This window comes from Algoriphagus persicinus (genome assembly GCF_035156415.1).
Classification (GTDB): Bacteria; Bacteroidota; Bacteroidia; order Cytophagales; family Cyclobacteriaceae; genus Algoriphagus; species Algoriphagus persicinus.
The window spans coordinates 44,086-68,284 of the sequence record NZ_JAYEEY010000007.1; the positions used below are offsets into that span (position 1 = coordinate 44,086).

General features: G+C 41.3%; 24 protein-coding genes. 6 read left to right on the top strand and 18 right to left on the bottom strand.

What is annotated here, in order from left to right; all coding sequences use genetic code 11:
• Positions 1–50 precede the first annotated feature (50 nt).
• From trxA to U3A58_RS07165, 4 genes are all read left to right on the top strand, one after another.
• The gene (trxA, locus tag U3A58_RS07150; protein WP_323822721.1) at positions 51–371 is read left to right on the top strand and encodes a thioredoxin; all 321 of its coding nucleotides are present in this window, start codon (positions 51–53) and stop codon (positions 369–371) included.
• A 66-nt stretch (positions 372–437) separates the two neighbouring features.
• The gene (mnmH, locus tag U3A58_RS07155; protein ID WP_323822722.1) at positions 438–1,493 is read left to right on the top strand and encodes a tRNA 2-selenouridine(34) synthase MnmH; all 1,056 of its coding nucleotides are present in this window, start codon (positions 438–440) and stop codon (positions 1,491–1,493) included.
• A complete protein-coding gene (gene selD / locus U3A58_RS07160; RefSeq protein ID WP_323822723.1) occupies positions 1,465–2,508 on the top strand; it encodes a selenide, water dikinase SelD in 1,044 nt (347 codons plus the stop codon). Before mnmH ends, selD begins: the two co-directional genes overlap by 29 nt.
• Before the next feature lie 48 nt (positions 2,509–2,556).
• Positions 2,557–3,468, top strand: coding sequence for a TolB family protein (locus U3A58_RS07165; RefSeq protein WP_323822724.1), 912 nt, complete (start codon positions 2,557–2,559; stop codon positions 3,466–3,468).
• Here the strand turns inward: U3A58_RS07165 and U3A58_RS07170 are convergent, their stop codons facing one another.
• From U3A58_RS07170 to cmk, 9 genes are all read right to left on the bottom strand, one after another.
• Positions 3,469–4,023 carry a DUF502 domain-containing protein gene (locus tag U3A58_RS07170; RefSeq protein WP_323822725.1) on the bottom strand — a complete coding sequence of 185 codons (555 nt, stop codon included), beginning with the start codon at positions 4,021–4,023 and terminating at the stop codon, positions 3,469–3,471.
• A gap of 84 nt (positions 4,024–4,107) precedes the next feature.
• Positions 4,108–4,737: a 3-keto-disaccharide hydrolase gene (locus U3A58_RS07175; protein WP_323822726.1), complete on the bottom strand. Its 630-nt coding sequence runs from the start codon at positions 4,735–4,737 to the stop codon at positions 4,108–4,110.
• 133 nt (positions 4,738–4,870) lie between these two features.
• A complete protein-coding gene (gene nqrE, locus U3A58_RS07180) occupies positions 4,871–5,482 on the bottom strand; it encodes an NADH:ubiquinone reductase (Na(+)-transporting) subunit E (protein ID WP_323822727.1) in 612 nt (203 codons plus the stop codon).
• Between the two features lie 14 nt (positions 5,483–5,496).
• A complete protein-coding gene (locus U3A58_RS07185) occupies positions 5,497–6,180 on the bottom strand; it encodes an NADH:ubiquinone reductase (Na(+)-transporting) subunit D (protein ID WP_323822728.1) in 684 nt (227 codons plus the stop codon).
• A 30-nt stretch (positions 6,181–6,210) separates the two neighbouring features.
• Positions 6,211–6,975 carry an NADH:ubiquinone reductase (Na(+)-transporting) subunit C gene (gene nqrC / locus U3A58_RS07190; RefSeq protein WP_323822729.1) on the bottom strand — a complete coding sequence of 255 codons (765 nt, stop codon included), beginning with the start codon at positions 6,973–6,975 and terminating at the stop codon, positions 6,211–6,213.
• A complete protein-coding gene (locus U3A58_RS07195) occupies positions 6,962–8,179 on the bottom strand; it encodes an NADH:ubiquinone reductase (Na(+)-transporting) subunit B (RefSeq protein WP_323822730.1) in 1,218 nt (405 codons plus the stop codon). Before U3A58_RS07195 ends, nqrC begins: the two co-directional genes overlap by 14 nt.
• A 5-nt stretch (positions 8,180–8,184) precedes the next feature.
• Positions 8,185–9,537, bottom strand: coding sequence for a Na(+)-translocating NADH-quinone reductase subunit A (locus U3A58_RS07200; protein ID WP_323822731.1), 1,353 nt, complete (start codon positions 9,535–9,537; stop codon positions 8,185–8,187).
• A 132-nt stretch (positions 9,538–9,669) separates the two neighbouring features.
• The gene (locus U3A58_RS07205; RefSeq protein ID WP_323822732.1) at positions 9,670–10,566 is read right to left on the bottom strand and encodes a 4-hydroxy-3-methylbut-2-enyl diphosphate reductase; all 897 of its coding nucleotides are present in this window, start codon (positions 10,564–10,566) and stop codon (positions 9,670–9,672) included.
• On the bottom strand, positions 10,550–11,254 hold the full coding sequence (cmk, locus tag U3A58_RS07210; RefSeq protein ID WP_323822733.1) for a (d)CMP kinase: 705 nt from the start codon (positions 11,252–11,254) through the stop codon (positions 10,550–10,552). Before cmk ends, U3A58_RS07205 begins: the two co-directional genes overlap by 17 nt.
• 130 nt (positions 11,255–11,384) lie before the next feature.
• On the opposite strand from cmk, the gene ade reads away from it, so the two are divergent.
• On the top strand, positions 11,385–13,007 hold the full coding sequence (ade, locus tag U3A58_RS07215; protein ID WP_323822734.1) for an adenine deaminase: 1,623 nt from the start codon (positions 11,385–11,387) through the stop codon (positions 13,005–13,007).
• Between the two features lie 18 nt (positions 13,008–13,025).
• On the opposite strand, the gene U3A58_RS07220 is transcribed toward ade, so the two are convergent.
• A complete protein-coding gene (locus U3A58_RS07220) occupies positions 13,026–13,412 on the bottom strand; it encodes a hypothetical protein (RefSeq protein ID WP_323822735.1) in 387 nt (128 codons plus the stop codon).
• Between the two features lie 170 nt (positions 13,413–13,582).
• On the opposite strand from U3A58_RS07220, the gene U3A58_RS07225 reads away from it, so the two are divergent.
• Positions 13,583–13,876, top strand: a complete 294-nt coding sequence (locus U3A58_RS07225) for a hypothetical protein (protein ID WP_323822736.1) — start codon at positions 13,583–13,585, stop codon at positions 13,874–13,876.
• A gap of 142 nt (positions 13,877–14,018) precedes the next feature.
• Here the strand turns inward: U3A58_RS07225 and U3A58_RS07230 are convergent, their stop codons facing one another.
• From U3A58_RS07230 to U3A58_RS07265, 8 genes are all read right to left on the bottom strand, one after another.
• Positions 14,019–15,185 (bottom strand): ATP-binding protein, encoded by a 1,167-nt coding sequence (locus tag U3A58_RS07230; RefSeq protein WP_323822737.1) that lies wholly within the window; start codon positions 15,183–15,185, stop codon positions 14,019–14,021.
• A 541-nt stretch (positions 15,186–15,726) separates the two neighbouring features.
• Positions 15,727–17,307, bottom strand: a complete 1,581-nt coding sequence (locus U3A58_RS07235) for a peptide chain release factor 3 (protein ID WP_323822738.1) — start codon at positions 17,305–17,307, stop codon at positions 15,727–15,729.
• 383 nt (positions 17,308–17,690) lie between these two features.
• A complete protein-coding gene (locus tag U3A58_RS07240; protein ID WP_323822739.1) occupies positions 17,691–18,926 on the bottom strand; it encodes a sensor histidine kinase in 1,236 nt (411 codons plus the stop codon).
• A 333-nt stretch (positions 18,927–19,259) separates the two neighbouring features.
• Positions 19,260–20,570 carry an ABC transporter permease gene (locus U3A58_RS07245; RefSeq protein WP_323822740.1) on the bottom strand — a complete coding sequence of 437 codons (1,311 nt, stop codon included), beginning with the start codon at positions 20,568–20,570 and terminating at the stop codon, positions 19,260–19,262.
• Positions 20,563–21,456 (bottom strand): ABC transporter ATP-binding protein, encoded by an 894-nt coding sequence (locus tag U3A58_RS07250; protein ID WP_323822741.1) that lies wholly within the window; start codon positions 21,454–21,456, stop codon positions 20,563–20,565. The genes U3A58_RS07245 and U3A58_RS07250 overlap by 8 nt, the downstream gene beginning before the upstream one ends.
• A 17-nt stretch (positions 21,457–21,473) precedes the next feature.
• Entirely contained in the window at positions 21,474–22,361 is an 888-nt protein-coding gene (locus tag U3A58_RS07255; RefSeq protein WP_323822742.1) for a hypothetical protein, read from the bottom strand.
• A gap of 80 nt (positions 22,362–22,441) precedes the next feature.
• Complete coding sequence (gene dnaJ, locus U3A58_RS07260) at positions 22,442–23,557, bottom strand: molecular chaperone DnaJ (RefSeq protein ID WP_323822743.1); 1,116 nt, start codon at positions 23,555–23,557, stop codon at positions 22,442–22,444.
• A 4-nt stretch (positions 23,558–23,561) separates the two neighbouring features.
• Positions 23,562–24,134 carry a nucleotide exchange factor GrpE gene (locus U3A58_RS07265; protein WP_323822744.1) on the bottom strand — a complete coding sequence of 191 codons (573 nt, stop codon included), beginning with the start codon at positions 24,132–24,134 and terminating at the stop codon, positions 23,562–23,564.
• Between the last annotated feature and the right edge of the window lie 65 nt (positions 24,135–24,199).

A 24,199-nucleotide genomic window follows, 5' to 3' on the forward strand; every position in this document is an offset into this window, starting at 1 on the left:
GGCTTTTGCACATATATTTGAAATATAAGAAATTAAAAACCTAACATACAATGTCAAAAGCAATAGAGATTACTGACGCAAACTTTGAAGAAATCATCAAATCCGAACAACCAATCCTTGTGGATTTCTGGGCAGAGTGGTGTGGTCCTTGTAAAATGATTGGGCCCGTGGTGGAAGAATTGGCCGGCGAATATGACGGAAAAGCCGTAGTCGGTAAAGTAGATGTGGATGCCAATCCAGGCGTAGCACAGGCTTTCGGCATCAGATCTATCCCTACATTACTTTTCTTCAAAGGAGGAGAAATCGTAGATAAGCAAGTTGGAGCAGTTCCAAAATCCATTTTATCCCAAAAACTAGATGCTCAGCTTTAATTAGTTGACTATATTACATTCAGAGCCGCAAGGAATTCCTTGCGGCTTTTTTTATCTTCAAACTTTATGACGGAGCAATTAATTTCTTTAGATGAATTTTGGAGTTTGCGAGATCAATTCCCGCTGATTGATGCTCGAAGTGAAGGAGAATTTTCCCAAAGTCATATTCCTGGCGCCATCAATATCCCAATTTTGAATAATTCGGAAAGGATTGTGGTTGGTACGCTTTACAAAGAAAAGGGCTCACTGGAAGCCACCACCAAGGGATTCGAATTGGTAGGACCACGATTTCACTTGATTCAAAAAAATGCCCTCAAGCAGTTTTCCGGTAAAAAAATACTTATTTATTGCTGGCGTGGCGGCATGCGAAGTGAGATTTTATCATGGCTTCTATCCATGGTTGGTTTTGAGGTGTTTCGTCTGAAAGGAGGGTATAAAACTTATAGAACCTATAGTTTTGACTTGGTGAGAAAGAACTGGAACCTGCTAGTATTAGGAGGAAAGACGGGAACAGGAAAAACCAGATTACTGCAGAAACTTCAGGAAACAGGTGAACAGATTATCGATTTGGAAGGACTAGCAAATCACAAAGGATCCTCCTTTGGGTCAATCGGACAGCCAGATCAACCCACCGTGGAGCAATTTGAAAATCTATTTGCAGAAGCTTTGCGCAAGCAAGATCCAAGCAAATCAACCTGGGTAGAAAATGAAAGTAGAAAAATCGGACGATTGATTCTTCCTGACAAATTCTATCAGCAAATGCTTGCTGCTCCGCTAATCGATATAACAAAAACTGACCAAGAACGGATCGACCTAATCGCTGAAGAATATGCCTGTCTTCCTGCTGATGAATTAATTCATGCAGTTTTACGTCTGAAAAAGCGGCTGGGTGGCTTGCGTACATCACAGGCCATCGAAGCAATCGTAGAAGCAAACCATGCCGAATGGATCTCAAACATGCTCATCTATTACGACAAAGCCTATACCTTTGATTTGGATAAGCATGCTGAAGGCAAAACAATCCAATTAGATCTTGGTGGAATCGATCTGGAAACATCCATCAAAAAACTACTAGAAGCAAAATCCCAATTTCATGGAAATTATACCAACACGACTAACTGAATGGAGTGAAGGCTCGGGCTGTGGATGCAAGATCGCTCCGGCCATTTTAGACCAAATACTAAGTTCAAGTGGCTCATTTAGCCAGTCTGACCCCAAGCTATTGGTTGGCAATGCAGGTAAAGATGACGCGGCAGTCTATCAGGTTTCTGAAGATTTAGCTGTAATCAACACCGTTGACTTTTTCACTCCTATTGTAGATGATCCATTTGACTTTGGGCGGATCGCCGCTGCGAATGCTCTTTCGGATGTATATGCCATGGGAGGAAAGCCAATTTTCGCCAATGCCATTCTAAGCTGGCCAGTGGAAAAACTTTCACCAGACCTAGCCGCTAAAGTAATGGAAGGAGCAAAGACTATTTGCAAAGCTGCCGGGATCGAATTGGCCGGTGGACATTCCATCGCTGCAAAAGACCCGATTTTCGGGCTTTCAGTCAATGGAATTATTCATCCGCATAAGATCAAAACAAACAAAGGTGCGAAGGTTGGGGATATCATTTACCTGACTAAGCAGCTTGGCGTAGGTGTATTGGCGACAGCACTAAAGCGTCAAAAGATCTCTGAAAAGGATTACCTCAGCTTGCTTGATACAGCTTGTCGATTAAATTCTGTGGGTGAAATTCTGGGCAATCATGAGGAAGTGCACGCCATGACTGATGTCACTGGGTTTGGCTTATTGGGACATCTGATTGAAATGTGCGAGGGAGCGGGGCTTTCCTCTGAGATAAATCTTCCTGAACTTCCTATGATAGAAGGTGTGCAAGAATACATCAATCAGTTTATATTTCCTGACAATACCTACCGTAACTGGAATGCTTACAGCGCCAAGACCAAAGGCGTGGTAGGGATGGATTTAGTAAAACTCTGCGACCCTCAAACTAGCGGAGGACTGATGCTTGCTGTAGATCCTGAAAATAAGGCTTGGTTTGAAGACACGATGAAGCAGCAAGATCAAGCCATATGGGAAATCGGCCACTTCACAAAAAGAAATGAGTATAGAGTAGAAGTCATGCCATAAATACACTTACACTTTCATACCTTAAACTATCAATCAACCCAACCTATCATGTCATACCTAAAAAACCTATTCGCTTTACTCTTGCTGTTTTTTTCTGTAACGCTTTATGCGCAACAGGTCCCCGAGGGAACTTCCAGTGAGCTAGTAATCCTCAACATAAAGACTGGAGAACAAAAAACAATCTTAAAAGAAACCAGACATTTCGAAGCTCCCAATTGGTCAAGGGATGGAAAATACTTGCTCATTAATTCTGGAGGATTTCTTGAAAAAGTAGCTTTAGATGGCAATAAATTAGGGCAAATTCAGCCAGATAAGATCTCAAGGGCAAACAATGATCACGGGCTGAGTTTTGACGGCAAATTGCTAGTGATCAGCAAAAGTGATCAAAACTTTGGATCTCGCATTTATACAGTTCCCTTAGCCGGTGGGGAGCCAAAATTAATTACACCAAATCATCCAAGCTATTGGCATGGAATCAGTCCCGATGGGAAAACATTGGTTTACTGCGCTCAGCGAGATGGAGCATGGGATATATATGCCATCCCTACTGCAGGAGGAAAAGAGAAAAGACTGACCGATGCCGAAGGACTTGATGATGGTCCGGAATACTCTTATGACGGAAAGTGGATCTATTTCAACTCTAATCGCACCGGACGCATGCAAGCTTACCGAATGAAACCTGATGGAACTGCTGCCGAACAACTCACCGATGATGCCTTGGACAATTGGTTTCCTCATCCCTCTCCTGACAATAAATCAGCAGTAATTATTTCTTATCTGGAAGATCAAAAAGGATCCCATCCTTTTGGCAAGGATGTCAAACTACGCTTGCTCAATGTGGAAACAAAAGAAATCAAAGACTTAACTGACGTGTTTTACGGCGGACAAGGTACGATTAACGTTCATAGCTGGTCACCGGATGGTGAGTGGATTGCTTTTGTGAGGTATCATAAGCCCTAATCAAATCAAAGGAGAAACTCCCCCAGACACCATAAACTTCATCACGTCAGAGCTTTTCACTCCGACTAGCGGAGATACTTTATCCTTGGGAACCAAGAACACATTGCCGGAGACATTGTAGCTATGCGGGAAATAAACGGCCACCATATCCGGCTCACCCACTACAGACATATCATCCTGCGTGATAAATCCCAAGCGGATCAGAGTATCGCTAAGCTGCACTTTGACAGGTAGGGAAAACTTCTTTTTGTCCCCTACAAAAGCACCCATCAGGTCTTTGATGCTGGTATATATTATATTGACCAGCGGAATTCGTATCAATCCCCGCTCGAACCAATCGAATATAGGCTTGGCAAAGAAAAGACTAGCCAGATACCCTACAAAGGTAATCAAAGCCAAAACCATCAAAATCCCGATTCCCGGTAATGGTACTGGAATCAGATTATCCAGAAAAAGGATGGTTTGATAGATAATATAGAGCGTTACAGCTACCGGAGTGACGAATAGAATCCCTCGAAGGAAATAGGAGATAATGCGCTTGTATGTAAATGCCATGGGTAGAAAATGAAAATCCTGATTATTACTCAATAATAATCAGGATTTATACCTGAAGGTAGTTTCTTTCTGATTTTCTTTAACTTAATCTGGGAGCAATTTCACTTTCACACTTTTGTAATAAATCACAGATTTAGGATCATGGGCTTGAAGTGCAATGGTACCATGATCAGCTTTTTTAGTACCTAGATCTCCTTTGCGGTTCTCATCCTTGGACTGATCATATACATTGACAGTTTCACCATTGATTTTTACAGTCACTACATCACCTTGTACAATGATATGCTCAGTGTACCATTCTCCGTCTTTGACATAGACGTCTTTTACGTCTTGAAAAGAATAGACGCTGCCAGTTTTTCTCCAGTCTGTGTGGCTCTGATTCACTTGGATTTCATAGCCCACGTTAGGCCAGCCATCTTCTTGGTATTGGGTGTGAATGAAAATACCAGAATTTGCTCCAGGCATTGTTTTTACCTCAGTTATCACTTCAAAATTGTTGAAGTCATGATTTGCTACATCGCCATTGTAAAATGCATGTCCACGTGGACCCGCCACTTTTATCACACCATCTTCGACTTGGAAAGATTTAGAATCTTCAGATATTTTCCAGCCATCAAGGTTTTTACCATTGAAAAGCTCAATCCAATCACCACTTTGCGCAGAGACTGAAAATGTAAGTGCTAAAAAGCAACAGAATGTTACTAGGATTTTCATAAGATTCAGGGTTATTGAATAGAAAGATTAAGGCCAAAAGTTACGAGCAAATTGATTAAAATCAATTACCATTAAAAACAAAAGCTCTGAGATACTATCCCAGAGCTTTCAACTATTATTAAACTGAATGTGTCTACAAATCAATCCCCATAAAGGACATAAATGCAATGCCCATCAGACCAGTCAAAAGCATGGTAATACCCAAACCTTTCAGGCCATTTGGGACATGTGAATATTTCAGCTTCTCACGAATAGCGGCCAAGGCTACAATAGCCAAAAAGAATCCTGTACCTGATCCAAAGCCATAAACGGTAGATTCAGCTAAGGTGTAATCTCTTTGAGCCATGAATAGTGATCCTCCGAGAATAGCACAGTTCACTGCGATCAATGGTAAGAAAATACCCAATGCACCATAAAGTGCTGGAGCAAATTTCTCTACTACCATCTCCACCAGCTGAACCATCGCTGCGATAATGGCAATAAACATGATGAATCTCAAGAATGAAAGATCAATTGTGGCCAAACTTCCATTGACCCAAGACAAAGCGCCTTCCTTCAGTACAAACTCATTCAATAACCAGTTCACTGGAACTGTCACAGTCAATACAAAGATTACTGCTGAACCAAGACCAATTGCTGTGCTTACCTTTTTGGATACGGCCAGGAAAGAACACATTCCAAGGAAGTAAGCGAAAACCATATTGTCGATAAAGATCGACCGAATACCTAAGTTAAATAAATCCATTTCTTCAGTTGGTTTTAGTGTTCGACATAACCTGTTTTGGTACGCTGTACCCAAATGATCAATCCAAGTATGATAAACGCACCTACAGGAGATACCATTAAGCCATTAGTAGCCAAATTGAAATCTGGACCAAATAGGCTAGAGATAGACGCGTAAATTGGAAGTCCAAAGATAGCACCGGAACCGAGCAATTCTCTAAAGAATGCCACAGTAAGGATAATCCAAGAATAACCCAAAGCAGATCCAAACCCATCTAAGACAGAATCATAAGGTTTGTTTCCCAAAGCAAATGCTTCAAGCCTACCCATTACGATACAGTTGGTAATAATCAAGCCCACGAATACGGAAAGCTCTTTGTACATGTCGTAAGCAAATGCTTTGAGAACTTCACTTACCAAGGTCACCAAGGTGGCAACAACTGCAAGCTGTACAATAATTCTGACACGGCTAGGGATGGTATTCCTCAACAAAGAAATCACCAAATTAGACATTACTATCACGAAAATAACCGAGATAGCCATTACTAAGGTTGGCTTCATCTGGGTGGTAACCGCTAATGCCGAACAAATACCAAGTACCTGAATGGTAATTGGATTTTCATCCACTAAGGGGTCAGAGACTAATTTTTTTCGGCGTTTCGAAAGTAAAGCCTCAGCGGGCTTCTTCGCAATCGCTTTTTCTACAGTTTCAGCACTCATGTGTATAGAATTCTTGAGTTGATAGTTCGATTAAAGTACAGCTACGGAAGTAGATGACTTTTTATTTTCAATGTATGCCTTATAATACCCGAGGTAGTTCTTCAGCATATTATTAACGCCTTTGCCAGTAATCGTAGCGCCAGACATTCCATCCACTTGGTGTGGATCATCAGAGTAATCCTTTCCTTCACCTTTTTGCATCTCCACAGCGACTAGCTCGCCAGATTCATCAAAGATTTTTTTGCCTTCATACCTTGCCTGAACACCCGATTCGGTGATTCTTGCTCCCAAGCCTGGAGTTTCACCAGCGTGAGCCAAAGTAATCCCTCCTACTGTATTCATGTCTGTATCCAAAGAAATATAACCCCAGATGGCATCCCAAAGACCTGCTCCATATAATGGTAAAACGTAGTTAATAACATCATCAGGATTTCCTTCGGCATGGAAAATATAAACTGGGTATAAACGATCCTCTGCTGCCTTCTTGTAATTCTTAGCGATATCCACCGACTCCGCAGTCACAGCTACACCGTCTCGCTCAGATACTTCTTTGCCATTAATATCTACTACTACAGAGGCAATTCTGTTGCTGTAGTAGTCATTAACTTCCTTAGGTATCATGGCAGCGATTTCTTCTCCAGGGATAACAGCACCTAAGATTTGCTTTTTGTTGTCCAAGGCAATGGCCTCCTTCTGCATAGGACCTAGCAACTGCGAAGTACCTGAAAGGAGTAATCCCAGAACTACCGTCAAGATGACGGAGAACGTAATGATATAAGTATTAGACTGTTGCACGTTGTAACCTCCTTGTTTTGTTTGCCTTAACTACATAATAATCGATCAACGGAGCGAACACGTTCATAAACAGAACTGCAAGCATAATTCCCTCAGGATATGCCGGATTAGTCACTCGTATGATCACAGTTAGGAATCCGATCAATAGACCGTAAATCCATTTTCCTGTTTCTGTTTGCGCGGCAGACACTGGATCAGTTGCCATAAAGACAATTCCGAATGCCAAACCACCCATCACCCAGTGATACTGAGGAGGCAGCGCCATGTATTCATTTACTGCAAAAAGATTCATTACAAATCCCATAATATAAGCACCGGAAAATCCAGAAACGATAATCTTCCAGCTAGCTACTCCGGTACCAATCAATATCAATGCACCTACAAGCGCCATCAAAGTAGATGTTTCTCCAATCGATCCTGGTATCCAACCTATAAATAAGTTTGTAAACTCATACAAGCCTGATCCAAGAACCGAATTATGACCTGCTAATGCCTCTACTGCTGTCTGCGTTCCTTCTACTCCTGCGTTATATACTACAGAAAGTGCGGTAGCTCCAGAGAAGCCATCAACTGGCATCTTATCTCCTAGGTAAGTCCAAACCTGATCGCCTGAAATCTGCGCAGGATAAGCAAAGTATAAAAACGCTCGTGCCGTCATGGCAACATTTAGAATGTTCATCCCTGTACCTCCAAAAACCTCCTTGGCGATTACTACAGCAAATACTGTAGCTAAAGCAACTTGCCATAGTGGAGTAGTAGCTGGCACCACCAATGGAATAAGCATTCCCGTCACCAAGAAGCCTTCATTGATTGGGTGCTTTCGGATAACTGCAAAAATAGCCTCTACAATCCCCCCCGCAGCATATGCTACGATAATGATAGGTAATACCAACTTCACGCCAATCCAGGTTTTGTCACCGAAGTCTTCCCAAAGACCTACAGTACCACCTGTGGCCAGTAAATGCTGGTGACCAGTGTTATAAATACCGAATAGCAAACATGGAATCATGGCGATTACCACCGTGATCATCATTCGCTTCAGGTCAATAGCATCTTTTACTTGTGCTCCTTTAATTCCTGTGGTATGCTTGGGGCTAAACATGAATGTCTCCCCTGCCTCAAACGCGTAATATAGACTTTCAAGCTTTCCACCTTTTTCGAAAAGTGGCTTCTGCTTGTCCAATAAATCTCTTAGAAACTTCATATGGATTAACTGTATTGGATTAATTCAATTCCTTTTCTCACCAACTCCTGCACAGGATGCTTAGACACATCCACAAACTCACACAGAGCCAAATCTTCTTCCACGATCTCATAGATCCCCAATTCTTCTATCTCGTCAAAATCCTCAGCCATGATAGCTTTCAAAAGATAAACCGGTAGAATATCCATTGGAGTTACCGATTCGAAAACACCAGTTTGTACAAATGCTCTTTCTTCTCCTCTTCCGTTAGAATCCAAAACAAATTCTTTATTGGGAGTAAGGAAGGAAAGTAAGCCCAGTGCCCTATGGTAGCTCAATCTAGTGGTAGGTTTGGCCCATCCCATAAATTCATAATAATCACCTTCTGGAATCACGGTGATCTGGTTGTGATAAAAACCTATAAAACCTTCCAAAGAAATCTTTTCTCCAGTAAGTACATTACCAGATATTACTCGGACGTGACCTGAATTAAGATTTCCCTTTACAAAAGTAGAAACACAAGCACCGCTATACGTCTTCACATAAGCTGCTTTTGTAAGCTCAGAACCAGTCACTGCAATCACTTTTGAAGCATCATAAATGCCTTCTAGAATGAATTTACCGATTTGAACTACACCGTATGGCGAAATAGTCCAGGCAATTTCACCTTTGTTCATCGGATCAAGATGGTGAATCTGCACACCTACGTTTCCCGCCGGGTGTGGGCCTGAAAACTTGTTAACCTGTGCACCTTTCAAATTTGAGAAAACTGTTGGAATTGCCTTAGAACCATCTACGTTCAGATGAACTTTGCCACTTGTCAGCTTCGCCAAAGTTTCAATACCCGCCTGAAGATATTTCTCTTGTCCTTCTAATGCAAAAGCATAATCCGGAGCGAGAGGATGCGTATCAAAAGCTGAAATGAAAATACTCTTGGGAGTATCAGCAGGATTTGCTACTATGCCGAAAGGCCTTTGGATGATATTCGGCCAAATGCCACTTGCTGCCAATTTAGATGCTAATGCATCTCTATCGAGGGACGCAATATCAACCGGTCCAAACTGCTCGTGCGAGATAGTAGCATCCGCCAAAATACTGATCTCAAGTAATTTGCGACGATCTCCTCTTTTCACTTCGACAACTTTGCCGGAAACAGGAGATGCATAAATTACTTGATCCAATGCTTTGTCGATCAAGATTGGAGTACCTGCCTTTACGGTATCTCCTTCATTGACAAGAACTTTAGGGCGCTGGAGCCCGATAAAGTCTGTCGGCTTAATTGCGAAAGTTTGAGCCGGGGCGAAATCAGCAAGCTCTTGCTTAGCCTTTCCCACCATGTTGATGTCAAAACCTTTCTTAAGCTTCACTATTTTAGACATATCTGTTTTTGAACTATGAGCTTTTGAAAAACGCCCCAAATCTAATAAATAACCTTTTTAATTGGAGGGTATATGAACTTTAATGTTTGAACTTTTGGAAGAATGGCTTCCTGAGTTTTTAAATACCTGAATTTAAACTGAAAGCACTCCTTCTTCGAGTGATTCCACATAAGATTTCACTTGCTCCATCAGCCACATCGGCGTAGAAGTAGCTCCACAGATCCCTACTTTTTCATCTTTATGAAACCAGTCTGAATTTATCTCTGTCTCATTTTCTATGAAGTAGCTTCTTTCATTTTGCCCAAGGCAAACTTGAAAAAGAGCTTTTCCATTGGAGCTTTTTTTGCCTGATACAAATAAGATCACGTCATTTTCCTGAGAAAAACGATGCAATTGAGGCTCGCGATTTGACACTTGCCTACAAATAGAATCATTGGTATTGAAAGTCTCCCGATTCACTTCTTGTTTAGCGGCCTGGATTCGTCCTTCTATTTTTTGAGAAATTTCGTAAAAGCCCTTAGTGCTCTTAGTCGTCTGGCTGAAAAGCGTCACTGGTCTGGTAAAATCTATTTTATCCAAATCAGCGTCTTCCATTACCACGATAGCTTTTTCCAGTGTCTGGCCAGTCAAGCCAATTACTTCTGCATGGCCTTTTTTACCATATATGACAATCTGCCCCTCCTCACGCTCCATCTTATCAAAAGCGCTTTTCACTCGATGCTGAAGCTTCAGTACCACGGGACATGAAGCATCTATCAACTCAATGTTATTTTCTATGGCAGTCCTGTAGGTTTCCGGTGGCTCACCATGCGCACGAATCAACACCTTACAGTCATGCAATTCTGAAAGTTGCTCTCGATCTATTACGACCAGTCCTTTGGCACTGAGGCGAGAGACCTCCATATCATTATGGACTATATCGCCCAGGCAATACAGCTGCTCGCTTTGCTCCATCTCATCTTCTGCCATTTTGATGGCAAATTCGACACCGAAGCAATACCCAGAGTTTTTATCAATGCTTACCTGCATAGCTCTCTTGTTTATCAATGATTTGTCTTGCAGCGTGGACGATCTTTCCCACTTGCTCCCCAAAGGTACTATTACTCGTATCTACCTCCACAGCATCCTGCATTTTCTTCAGAGGACTTTCTGCACGCGAAGAATCAACCCGATCTCGCTCTGCAAGATTGGTTCTGATATCTTCCAGATCTACTAGCTCACCTTTTTCCAAAAGCTCCTCCTGCCTTCTGACAGCTCGGGTTTCCAAATCGGCAGTCATAAATACTTTCAAATCCGCATCCGGAAAAACCACCGACCCGATATCCCGACCATCCATGACTACCCCTTTTTTCTTTCCAAGACGCTGCTGCTGTGCTACCAATTCTTTCCTTATCGCAGCCACAGTGGCTATCTCACTTACTTTATTGGAAATTCGCATTGTGCGGATCTCATTTTCCACATTCAATCCATTCAGATAGGTTTCTTGCTTGAGCGTATCCGGATTCAAATGAAAAGAAATAGCAAGTGATTTCAGTCCCTTTTCCACATCATGTGGATTCGCTGGAGAAAGGAAGTTGTTCAAAAAGTGTAGAGTCGCCGCTCTATACATGGCTCCGGAATCGATGTAAGTGTATCCCAAATCCTTTGCAACTGCTTTGGCCGTGGTACTCTTCCCACATCCCGAATATCCATCGATGGCGATGACGATTTTATTCATTCAAAAAACCCGCTTGATTCGTTTTTTTATTCCTGCGCAAATATAGTAGTTTTAATCTAAACCTATCTTCAACTCATGGAAGCGAATCTCTTAAACAGATTCTCTCCAATTAAGTTTTTCTTACATTTTTATGCAGATTCAAGGCCAATTCGTAGATATCCCAAACCGTGAAATCTATGCTGTTTCTCTAAGTATTGAAGACGGGAAAATATATAAATTAGAGAAAACCGAAGCTGATCCTTCCTTGCCTTATTTGATGCCGGGGTTTATTGATGCGCACGTGCATGTGGAGAGCTCCATGCTCGTCCCTTCCGAATTTGCACGACTGGCGGTAGTTCATGGCACGGTGGCCACTGTCTCCGATCCACATGAGATCGCCAATGTCTGCGGTATGCAAGGCGTAGAATATATGATAGCCAATGGAAAACAGGTTCCTTTCAAATTCTATTTTGGTGCGCCTTCCTGTGTCCCAGCAACACCTTTTGAGACAGCTGGTGGAGAAATAAAGGTAGCGGATATAGAAAATCTGATGTCTAGGCCTGAGATTCATTACTTGGCAGAAATGATGAATTGGCCAGGAACGGTGAATCGGGATGAAGTAGTGATGGAGAAGATCCGCATCTCAAAGAAGTATGGCAAACCCATCGACGGACATGCTCCCGGACTAAAGGAAGAACTTGCAGAAAAATACGTCAGTGCAGGTCCCAGCACCGATCATGAATGTTTCACAGCTGATGAAGCTCTGGGGAAATTAAAGTTTGGGATGAAAATCGCTATCCGGGAGGGTTCTGCAGCCAAAAACTTTGAGGCGTTGATCGATCTGATTGATGAATATCCTGAGATGATCATGTTTTGCTCAGACGACAAGCACCCGGATAATCTAGCGGTTTCTCATATCAATGAGCTTGCTGCCCGGGCTATTGTAAAAGGCAAAGATGTTTTCAATGTTCTCCAAGCTGCCTGTCTCAATCCCATTGCTCATTACTCTCTGAATGTGGGCCAATTGAGAGAAGGCGATCCCGCGGATTTTATTTTGGTGAAAGATTTAAAAGATTTCCAGGTCATCAGTACCTATATCAATGGAGAAAAAGTAGCAGAAAATGGCAAGACATTGATCCCTTCTATCAAAAACGAAATCATCAACAATTTCCATACTTCTCTGAAAAGGCCCAAAGACTTTCAGCTCAAAGCCAATGGATCGAAAGTAAGAGTGATCGAAGCCTTGGATGGGCAATTGATCACTCCAGAGATCAGTGGAGAAATACTGATCAAAGAGGGCTTTGCAGAATCGAATCCAACTGAAGACATCCTGAAAATCACCGTGGTCAACCGCTACGAAGATGCTCCGCCAGCAGTGGCTTTTATCAAAAATTTTGGGATTAAAACCGGAGCCATAGCTTCCTCGGTAGGACATGACTCACATAATATAATTGCGGTAGGAATAGATGATAGATTTATCTGCAAAGCAGTGAATCTGATTATAGAAGCCAAAGGCGGTGTTTCCGCCGTTTCTGGTGAAAAGGAAGAAATTCTTCCACTTCCAGTCGGTGGGATTATGTCAGCATCCGATGGCTACGAAGTGGCAGCTGCTTACACTAGCATTGATAAGCTAGCTAAGGAAATGGGAGCCACGCTGAACTCTCCATTTATGACGTTAAGCTTTATGGCGTTGCTGGTGATTCCTGACTTGAAACTTAGCGACAAGGGGTTGTTTAATGGGCAGAGATTTGAGTTTGAAGAGGTTTTTATTTGAAAACAATCAAGGCAAACATCAATCCTTACAATTATAGATCAAGTCAATTTCTAATATCTCATTAGCTCTTTTTAGCATAATCTGTAATGAACCCGCCTCTTTGAATAAAGAGTCTCCAATAATCAAGCTATTAAAGGCCTCACTTTGGTCCATCACGAATATTCTAGAATCATAATTATTTTCCTCAAAACTGACTATTATCGTTTCATAATTATGGTTCCGTTTGTCTATGTATTTATCAATTAGTTTTCCTTTGAAGAATTCTTCCTTCGCTAATCTTTCAGTTTCGCAGATACTCATGTTTGCAAGATCCATTGGTTCCAAATCAATTAACACAAGTACTAATTTTATCAGTGCCAAAATCAAAACGACTCCTGCTGTAATAGAAAAAATGGTTTTTATCATCAGGTGAAGGTTTTACACATGTTTAAATTCAAAACCAAATCTAAATCAATATTCCAAAATAAATTCAACCTCAACCTCAGAATTATTGTCCATCCACCAATTTTACACTAGCCTATTTTATAGAGTAACAATAAGAGTTTAATAGGCCACTAATCCCCAGTTATTTCATCATGAAAAATACGGAATTCAATATTCCATCTCAAATTCAAAAAGCCCATTCTATAGGAAGCATCGTGACGATGATCTCATTTATTATCAATGCTTTTGCAAGCAGAATTAGGGAGTTAGAATTTCTATCTATTTCGTTGATTATCGTCGTCTGTTTGACAATAATAGCCTCATCATATTACTTCTTTCAAAGTGTGAAGCATAAGGAAGAAATTGAAATACCACTCAAGAATAACATTGCCTTTATTATCAGAATAGGGATAAATCTTGGGCTGCTAGCGCTGATGATTCTTTAAAAAGGAGAATGCTTAATACTCCGAAGTAAAATAAAAGTCTATCTCAGGATAATTGTCCATCACCATCTGAAGCCAAACTTTTGGCTCGGCTATAAAAACAATGGCATCTGTTTTTCGGCACAAGGCAAAAAGTCAAAGATCACTACTGAAATAGCAAATCCAGTAAAATCCACTTCCAATTCATTACTTCGATACCACTGGATCTAGTTTGCTTCTGGTCACCAGCGTATAAAACTACCCCCTTTTCCTGACCGCTAAGTTGAAGCCAAAATTTTAAATTTTTAAAGTAATCTGAATTGATTGTCATTCCTGATTTGATCTCAATCGGTAGTAATTCAAGTCCTTTATCAACCACTAAGTCAATTTCATGACCAGTCTTATCCCTCCAATAAAAAAGATTGATCTCTTCCCCTCGGTTAGTTCTTAATTTTATCATTTCGGACACTACCAAATTTTCAAAAAGTGCTCCTCTTAGTGGATGCTGACTTAGCTGCTCAGGCATACTTATTCCCAGTAGAAAACTCACCAAGCCGGTGTCTAAGAAATAGACTTTGGGTCGCTTTACGATCATTTTATTAAAATTTTTGAAATGAGGTCGTAGCAGATAAATCACAAAGCTACTCTCCAAAACCCCAATCCACGACTGGATAGTCTTGCTATCCACACCCACTTCATTTCCTAAAGATGTCATATTCAGTTCCTGTCCGACTCTCCCCGCCAGTAACCTGACAAATCGTTCAAAAACAATCAGATCACTGATGTTTTTGATCTGCCGAACGTCGCGCTCTACATATGTCCGTAGATAGTTTGGAAACCAATCTTTAACGGGGATTCCCGGCTCATAAAGAGGCGGATATCCTCCTTTGAGTAATAATAAATTTTCATCTGGAATATCCTCCACCGATAGGTATATTTCACTTAAAGAAAATGGGAGTAATTGAAGAAATCCCACTCTACCTGCAAGGCTTTGGGTAATCGATTGTTGCAATAAAAAATTATTGGATCCGGTAAGAATAAATTGTCCAGGCTGAGGATTGAAATCCACGATTCCCTGCAGATAGGAAAACAGTTCCGGCGTACGCTGAACTTCATCAAGAATCGCGCCTTGTGGAAATGCAGACAAAAAGCCTCTAGGATCCTCCAAAGCAAATCTACGTTGATCAGGATCCTCAAGAGTGACGTAAGGTTTCTCCGAAAAAATAGCTCGAACCAAGGTGGTTTTGCCAGATTGCCTAGGGCCTATTACGGCAATTACTTTGAAGTATGTAGCTAATTCAATAAGCTTTTCTGTTGCTTTTCGAGAAATCATTCAGTAATATATGGAAAAATTCGGAATCCAATTCCGAATTTTTCCATATACCGACATTTCCCAACCTGATTAACAGATACAATTATTACAAAGTAAAAACAAAACTCAATCTCATAACAGTGAGATGTTACCTTATCTTCCTAGATATCACCTGCAAAAGCCTATTTAATGGGCAGAGATTTGAGTTTGAAGAGGTGTTTTTAACAGATCACTAAGCCTTCTTGGATATCTCAGTATGAAAAAAAATACAGACCTTAGTTTATCTCAAATCCAAAAAGCTCATTCCGTCGGAAGTGTGGTGACTATGATTTCTTTTATTTTGAGTATCCTTATTGGGAGAATAAATGGGCTAGAATTTCTAATCATTCCATTGATCATCATCGTCTCCTTGACCACTATCGGTTCAACTTATTTCTTTATTAAGAGTTTGAAGCACAAGGAGAAAATTGAGAAACCCCTTAATAATAACCTTTCCTTCATTGTCAGAATACTAATAAACCTAGCTATACTAATTCTTATCCTTCATTGAACAGAAGAATGTTTAATACTCCGAAGTAAAATGAAATTCTATCTCAGGATAATTGTCCATTACCATCTGAAGCCAGGCTTTTGACTCGGCCATAAAAACCAGTTTACCATCCTTATCGTGGGCGATGTGACGGTTTTTGGAGCGAACAAATTCATCCAACTGCTTCTTATCCTTACTTGTGATCCAGCAGGCTTTGTAGAGATTCATCGGATGAAACTCCACCGTGGCGTTGTATTCATTTTTCAATCGGAACTGTATCACTTCAAACTGAAGTTGGCCGACTGTACCCACGACCTTTCTTGATCCCATATCAAAAGTGAAAAGTTGAGCGACTCCTTCTTCCATGAGTTGCTTCAGGCCTTTTTCAAGTTGCTTAGTCTTCATCGCATCCTTATTCACCACTTCACGGAAGATCTCAGGAGAGAAACTCGGGATACCCACAAATTGCATGTCTTCTCCATCGGTAAGCGTATCTCCAATCTTCAGATTCCCGGTATCGTATAATCCGACAATATCTCCAGGGAATGCTTCATCGATCATTTCCTTATCCTGCGCCATAAATTGGGTCACATTCGAAAAGCGCAATGGCTTTGGACCACGCACGTGATTATATGGTTTATTTCGCTCAAAAGTCCCAGAGCAAATTCTCAAGAAAGCAATTCTGTTTCGGTGATTTGGATCCATATTGGCGTGGATCTTAAAGATAAAACCTGAGAACTTCTTTTCGTCAGGCTTCACTTCACGATCCTCCGTTCTACGGCTTTTTGGTGCCGGGGCTATTTTTATGAATGTATCCAGCATCTCATTGATTCCGAAGTTATTCACAGCTGAGCCAAAGAAAACCGGAGCCACTTTTCCCTCCAAATACTCTGTAGGGTCAAAATCTGGATAAACACCTTCAATCAATTCCACATCCTCCCGTAGTTGGTCGGCATAATTTTTCCCGATCAGCTCCTCCAGTTCAGGATCATTCACATTTTCAAATGACTGGCGCACATCGCTTAGCTTTCGCTGCGACGGAGTAAAAAGATTAAGTTTATGGTCAAACAAATTATAAACACCTTTAAAGCTTTTTCCCATTCCGATAGGCCAGGAAAGCGGTCGGCACTGAATATTCAACTTTTGCTCCACTTCTTCTATCAATTCGTATGGATCTCGCCCTTCTCTATCTAGTTTATTGATGAAGCAGATCACAGGTGTATTTCTCATCCGACAAACTTCCATGAGTTTCTCAGTCTGAATCTCCACGCCTTTCACGCAGTCAATCACCATAATCACTGAATCGACCGCAGTCAATGTACGGTAAGTATCTTCCGCAAAATCCTGGTGACCCGGTGTATCAAGCAGATTGATCTTGATGTCTTTGTATTCAAAACCCATGACAGAAGTCGCCACGGAGATGCCTCTTTGCTTCTCTATTGCCATCCAGTCAGATTTTGTCGCAGTATCGATTTTATTCGATTTCACCGCGCCGGCAGTCTGTATCGCACCACCAAAAAGCAGCAACTTCTCCGTCAAAGTGGTCTTGCCTGCATCAGGGTGAGCAATAATGGCAAAGGTTCTACGCTTTTGGATTTCTTCTTTCAAACTCATGGGAGACATCAAATTAAGGGGGCAAAGGTAGGGAAAAACCGCTAAAAATGAGGCCGGAGTTTTAAAGTTGAATTTAGGGAAATTTAGGATTTCCGAAGTACGAGTAACGAGATTCCTGATAGTGTTAAAATCTACCTATAATTCTGCGCGTTGTGAAAACGGAAGGGAAGCTAATGTTAGAGGTTCTTTGTCTGTTAAAACTTCATCATTCAGTATTCCTCATTCGAAATTCATTATTAAAAAGCCATCTCTTGCCCAAAATGGCAGAAGTTCAAAACCTTTTCTCTAATCTTCGATAAAGAACAATTCCGCCCATCTTGGGAATCCGAATTGGAGTTCAATAAACTCTCGTAAATCAAAATCTTAATTCGTAAATCCCGATGTCAATATTCCAGTATTCCTTCGGTAATAAACTGTGAGGCTCCTTCCTGACTTCCGTGCAGCAATATCCGAAAAGTAGTTCCCTTCCCAACTTCGGAGTGCTTGACGAAAATTCTTCCTCCATGGTAGCCTTCCACAATTCTCTTAGCCAGTGTGAGACCAAGCCCCCAACCTCTTTGTCGGGTAGAGAATCCAGGGTTAAAAACTCTTCTGAACATTTTTTTTTCCATTCCTTTACCTGTATCCGTGATGTCCACAATTACATATTTGTCACTATCCTGAAGAATTTCAATGTCAATTTGCCCTTTGCCTCGCATGGCATCAACGGCATTTTTGCATATATTCTCTATCACCCACTCGAAAAGCGGCTTATTCATCATGGCCTCCAGATCCTTTGAATCGGCCTGAATATTCAAGTCCACTTTCGTGGAAATCCTAGGCCGAAGGTAATTGATAGTCTCCTCGATCACCACATAGACATTTTCAGGTTGGATTACAGGCTTAGATCCTATACTACTAAATCGCTCCGTCACCATCCGCAACTTCACCACGTCCTTATCCATCTCAGTAATGATTTCCTTATTTTCTTTCCAGACTGGAGAATTGCGCAAGTAATCGATCCAAGCCATCAATGAAGCGATGGGAGTTCCTAGTTGGTGCGCTGTTTCTTTGGTCAGTCCCGCCCACACACGGTTCTGCTCAGCAATTTTGCTTTGGTTGAAAAGCGCATAAGCCAAGGCACCAAAAATCATGATAATCCCCAGCTGCACGTAGGGATAGTATTTCAGATTAATAAGCAATTCGGAATTTCTGTAAAACACCTGAATATCGGCCTCAGGAAGCAGGATAGGCTCGTACTCAGCCCGCATCTCCGCAAGTTCGCTTTTCAGCGTTTCTACAGAATCCTCGGCACTCGCATTATTTTTAAAAGGGATATTTCTGAATTCAATAGGATTGGCGGAATCATCCACCATGATGATAGGAATGGAGTAATTCTGCTGGATAATCTCCTGGTTGATAAAAGTCAGGTTTTCCATCGTAGTGGCAGCATATTCCAATGCACTGGAAAGCAATTCTATCTGCCTCCTCTCTCGCTCCCGAAGCTCCTCCACCAGACTATTGGTGTACCAGATTGAACCTGCCCCTATGACTAAGGAAGAAACAACCACAAGCCATTTGACTTGCTTCCTGTTGGTGTAAAAATCTAGTGATGTAAGGTCTTGAAATCTTTTTTTCATTAATCAACTTGAATTACTACCGTTACTAACTTCCCAATCACAAAGATAGTATGACTAGTAGATGGATTTTTCAGCAGGGAAACCAAAGACCTCCTGAGTAAATTTATACTTTAAATCAAGCTGAGAAAATTCACCAATTGAAATAAAGAAACGAATGAAATAGGAATTAAATCCAAAGAAAGAAAGATTTTGGGGAAAAAGCTTTCATCATGTGGAGAGAGACTTGCGATGTTTTCAGAATTTCATCACCAAAAAAGAAAATCCGGACTTCTAATCCGGATTTTCCTTTAATGAAGAATAGCTGGTGCAAAGCACAGCCACCTTTCTTAAAAATCAATTATTGGATTTGATCCACTTCCAAAGTGTTTTGTAGCTTGGCTTGGTTCCATGCATAAGAATTCCAATCCTGTAGATTTTTCCTGCCACCCAGGTAGTGAACAGAAATCCTATGATCAAAAGCCCCATGGATAAGGCTAGTTCCCAGAAAGGCACACCATAACTCACCCTTCCCATCATCGCAATCGGCGAAGTCAGAGGAACCACTGAGAGCCAAAATGACGTGGTGCTATTTGGGTCATTCAATACAAACACAAACAAGCCCATATAAGCAACAATCAACGGAATAGTCACCGGCAACATAAACTGCTGTGCATCCGAAGGGGCATCCACAGCCGATCCTATCGCTGCAAACAAGGCTCCATAAAGTAAATACCCACCTAAAAAATAGAATACAAAACTAAGCGCTATCTGAATATAATTGATGCCTGCGATTACCTGTAGGATTTCACCCATCTCTGTATTTTGAACCATACCTTGCGCCAATTCCGGATTGGCCAATTCCATAGCTTGCTGCTGCGGCATCTGCAAACCTAGAAAACCGGTCACAATCGTAGTCAGCGTCCCAATGAGTACAATCCAAATCAAAAGCTGGGTGAGACCTACTCCCGCGATACCAATTATTTTGCCCAACATCAGCTGAAATGGCTTGAGTGAAGACACCAATATCTCAACGATCCGACTGGACTTTTCCTCTATGACCCCCTGCATGATCTGATTGCCATAGATGAAAATAAACATGTAAATCAAAATACCCGCTACGAAACCTATCGCATAATTCACGGTGGCATCACTGACTGTTTCTGTTCCTTCTTCATCCAAGGTTATGGACTTGATCGCCACTTTGGTACGGACATCATTGATGATTTTTGGATCAATTCCACTTTCAAAAAGCCGCTGCTCTTCGATTTTCTTTCGCAGATTATTCTCCAAGTAGCTGATCAAGTTCATACTTGGATTTTCTTCTCCATAAAATGAAATCCCGGTAGGATCCTTTATGTCAAACTTGGGTATGTGTAAAAAGCCGTAGCGGTCCCCTTCCTGCACGAGCTTCTTGGCTTCCTCGGGACTAGCATCCGAAAATGAAAAGGCATATTGATCCGAACTTTCTAGGAAAAACAGTTTATTATCATCTACTACCTCGATGATCCTCAGCGCTTGACTATCTTCCTCTTCCAGAGCTATCCACACGAAAACCCCCATGATAGCAGGAAAAATCAATGGTGTTAATAAGGTGACGAGTAGAAAGGATTTCTTTTTGACACGAGCTACGTACTCTCGTTGAATCACTAACCAGACCTTATCCATTTTCTGTTGACTTTACCTGATGAATAAAAATTTCCTCCATGCTAGGAATCAGCTCCTGAAAGCGGTTCACTTGTCCGTATTGCATTAATTCATTGAGTAGCTCATTAGGATCCTTTCCGCTAAGTGGAAGTGTAAAGCTATAACTCCCCTCATCGTTCTTGGCTATCCACTCGGTAGGTAGATCTCTGTTAAGTTGATCTAGTGTAATGGAATAGACTTCTGGTCTATAGATTGATTTCACTTGCTTGATCGTACCATCAAGGATCTTCTTGGAGCGATTGATCATAGCTACTTGATCGCAAAGTAATTCTACTGATTCCATTCGGTGAGTACTCAGGATCACGGTAGTTCCTTTGGCTTTGAGCTCTAAAATCTCATTTTTGATTATCTCAGCATTCACGGGATCAAATCCTGAAAATGGCTCATCGAGAATCAAAAGAGGTGGATTGTGAATAATAGTGGAAATAAACTGGACTTTTTGAGCCATCCCTTTAGAGAGGTCTTCAATCTTCTTGTCCTTCCAAGTCTCCATTTCCAGCTTTTCCAGCCAGTATTTGATCTTTAGCTTAGCTTCCTGTGGACTCAGCCCCTTTAGTCTAGCGAAATATAGCATCTGATCCCAGACTTTCATTTTCTTATACAGCCCGCGCTCCTCTGGCAGGTATCCTATCGATCCAATATGCTTGGGCGCCAAGAGCTCCCCTTTAATGTAAACGTTGCCACTATCTCCATCGAGAATTTGATTGATTATTCGTATTAAGGTAGTTTTTCCTGCACCATTTGGGCCTAGCAGACCAAATACGACTCCTTCAGACACATTCAAATCTAAATCCGTAAGCGCTTTGCTGGCTCCGTAGGATTTATTAAGCTTTTCTATTTTCAGCATATTCCAAAAAGTAGGGATTATTCTACAGTTAATGAACCGACTCCTACATCAATGATCAATTCCATTAATCTCGGATCGGCAGCATCATAGCCCTTGGTGACATAGGTCCCTTTTTCAAGTGATTTTAAATATTTCGGCAAAGTTGTTTTACACATCGCCGTTGTTCTCATTTTTATTTTGATGGGAAAAGAATCAGAAGGTAAATGTAAATGAAGTGATCCGGCACCTACTGCGGCTATCACATGACTGGCATTGTGCATTCCATCAGAAAAATTGAGATCGATTTTACCATAATTAACCTCGAAAATCATTCTTTTGGCATTGGTGAAATTGGCATTTGTTACTACTACTGTTCCCATGTTCAAGGTCACCAAAAGTGTATCCATTTGAACCTGATTGGGGGATTCACTGCTGTAATTGATAGTCACGTCAGCACTGGCACTTTTCACTTTGAGTTGACTAATGGTGAGATTTGCCAAGTCAAAATCTGCCTTGCCCATTCCCAAATTAAAATCAAGATGATAAAGGAAATTGGTACTCAGGCCTACATTCCAGCTATGGGCAAAGTCATCCGATGCATTTGAGAAAAGTTTTGAAGTGATACTTTTTCCTAAGTTTTCAGACTCCACATTCTTATGAACTAGAGAGGTCTGAAGAATATTATTTGATACCTTCTGTGAAAAAACAGGGAGTATATTCGTTTGATCAAGGTGACCATGAATAAATACAGGGTCGGAAGATTTAGTTCGCCTAAGTTGGGTGGTACTTTTATAACTAGTGAACTCCAGAGCGACCATATCGAAGCCTTCCTTTTCTGTCGCTTTAAACTCTTTGACTAGTTGCGCCTTACTCACAGCTACCCATCCTATCATCATCAGAAAAAGCAGACACAATTTTCTAAGCATACGGTTAGGTTACGAGGCGACTATAAAAAGGTTTTTTAAAAATATAAAAAAAGCCAGAAATGATTCCGGCTTTTTTTGTATTAAAAAAACTCTTTCATCTTATCGAAAAATGATTTTTCGCTATTCTCTGGGTCAGGCTTGAAGTTATCTGAATCCCGAAGAATTTCTAATGTCTCTTTTTCCTCTTTAGATAAATGTGTAGGTGTCCACACATTAACCATGATAAGCTGGTCCCCCTTAGAATACCCATTGATATCTTTAATGCCTTTGCCTTTCAAGCGAAGCATTTTACCACTTTGAGTTCCCTGTTCAATTTTAATCTTCACTTTCCCTTCTATGGTGGGTACTTCTATGGAAGCACCCAGAGCTGCATCAATAAACGAAACATAGAGATCGTAAATGACATTGTTGCCATCACGCTGAAGGACCTTGTCCTCAATTTCCTCAATAACAATCAGTAAATCACCGGCAATTCCACCTGGAATCTCATTTCCTTTCCCAGACATACTCAGCTGCATACCTTCGGCTACACCTCCTGGGATATTGATGGATATCACTTCTTCTTTTATGATAAGTCCTCTAGCATCAGCTTCAGCAGGTTTTTTGTCAACGATCTGCCCACTTCCACCACACACACCACAGGTACTTGCTGAAACCATTTGGCCTAGCATGGTATTGACCACCTTCTTCAGTTGTCCTGATCCATGGCAGGCCGAACAAGACTTGAAAGTCACACCTTCAGCAATCAGATGACGTTTTACTTTAATCTTTTTTTCTACACCATTGGCGATCTCAGCAAGGGTCATTTTCATCTTCACTCGAAGATTTGTTCCTTTTTTGGTACGTCGGCCACCGCCTCCGCCGCCGAAGAAAGAACCAAATCCTCCTCCACCGCCGCCCCCGAAAATATCGCCGAATTGGGAAAAGATATCCTCCATGTTCATTCCGCCGCCGCCATATCCACCGGCACCGCCTACACCTTGATGACCAAATTGATCGTAACGCTGCTTTTTCTCTGGAGTACTTAGAACCTCGTAAGCCTCTGCTGCCTCCTTGAATTTATCTTCAGCTTCAGGATTGTCAGGATTCTTATCTGGGTGAAATTGAATAGCCAGTTTTCTGTAAGCTTTTTTTATTTCATCAGCAGATGCGGATTTTGTAACTCCAAGTACTTCGTAATAATCTCTTTTTGCCATAATATTATGCTCCTATCACCACTTTAGCGTGGCGTACTACTTTATCTCCTAAGACGTAACCTTTTTCGATCACATCGACCACTTTTCCTTTCGAATCTTCACTTGGTGCCGGGATCTGCGTGATTGCCTCCTGCGTTTCCGGATCAAAAGGCTTTCCAATAAGGTCTTCCATCGGTTTTAGGCCTTTTGAAGCTAGTATTCTTACTAGTTTTTGAAAAATAAGAAGGTTGCCATCTCTTACTTTTGACCCTTCCACTTCATTCTCACTTGCTTTGAACGCTCGCTCGAAATCATCGACCACAGGAATTAAATCCTTCAAAACTTCCTCTGAAGCAGTAGAAATAAGATCCAATCGCTCCTTGGCGGTTCTCTTTCTATAGTTCTCAAAGTCCGAATAAAGACGAAGGTATTTGTCCTTAAGATCAGCTACTTCATATTCTAGTTTGTTTTCTTCTGATTCAGCTTGAGGTTCTACCCCATCCAAATCCACTTCAGGAGTAGTCTTTTCAGCTGTATCCTCCTTGATCTTCTCGTCCTTGAGATTCATTTCTTGATCCACTTGTTCTTTATTATTCATAATTGAAATAGACAATAGTTGGCGCTATGGCTTCAACAATATTGTTGCCATAGCGCTTTCACTGA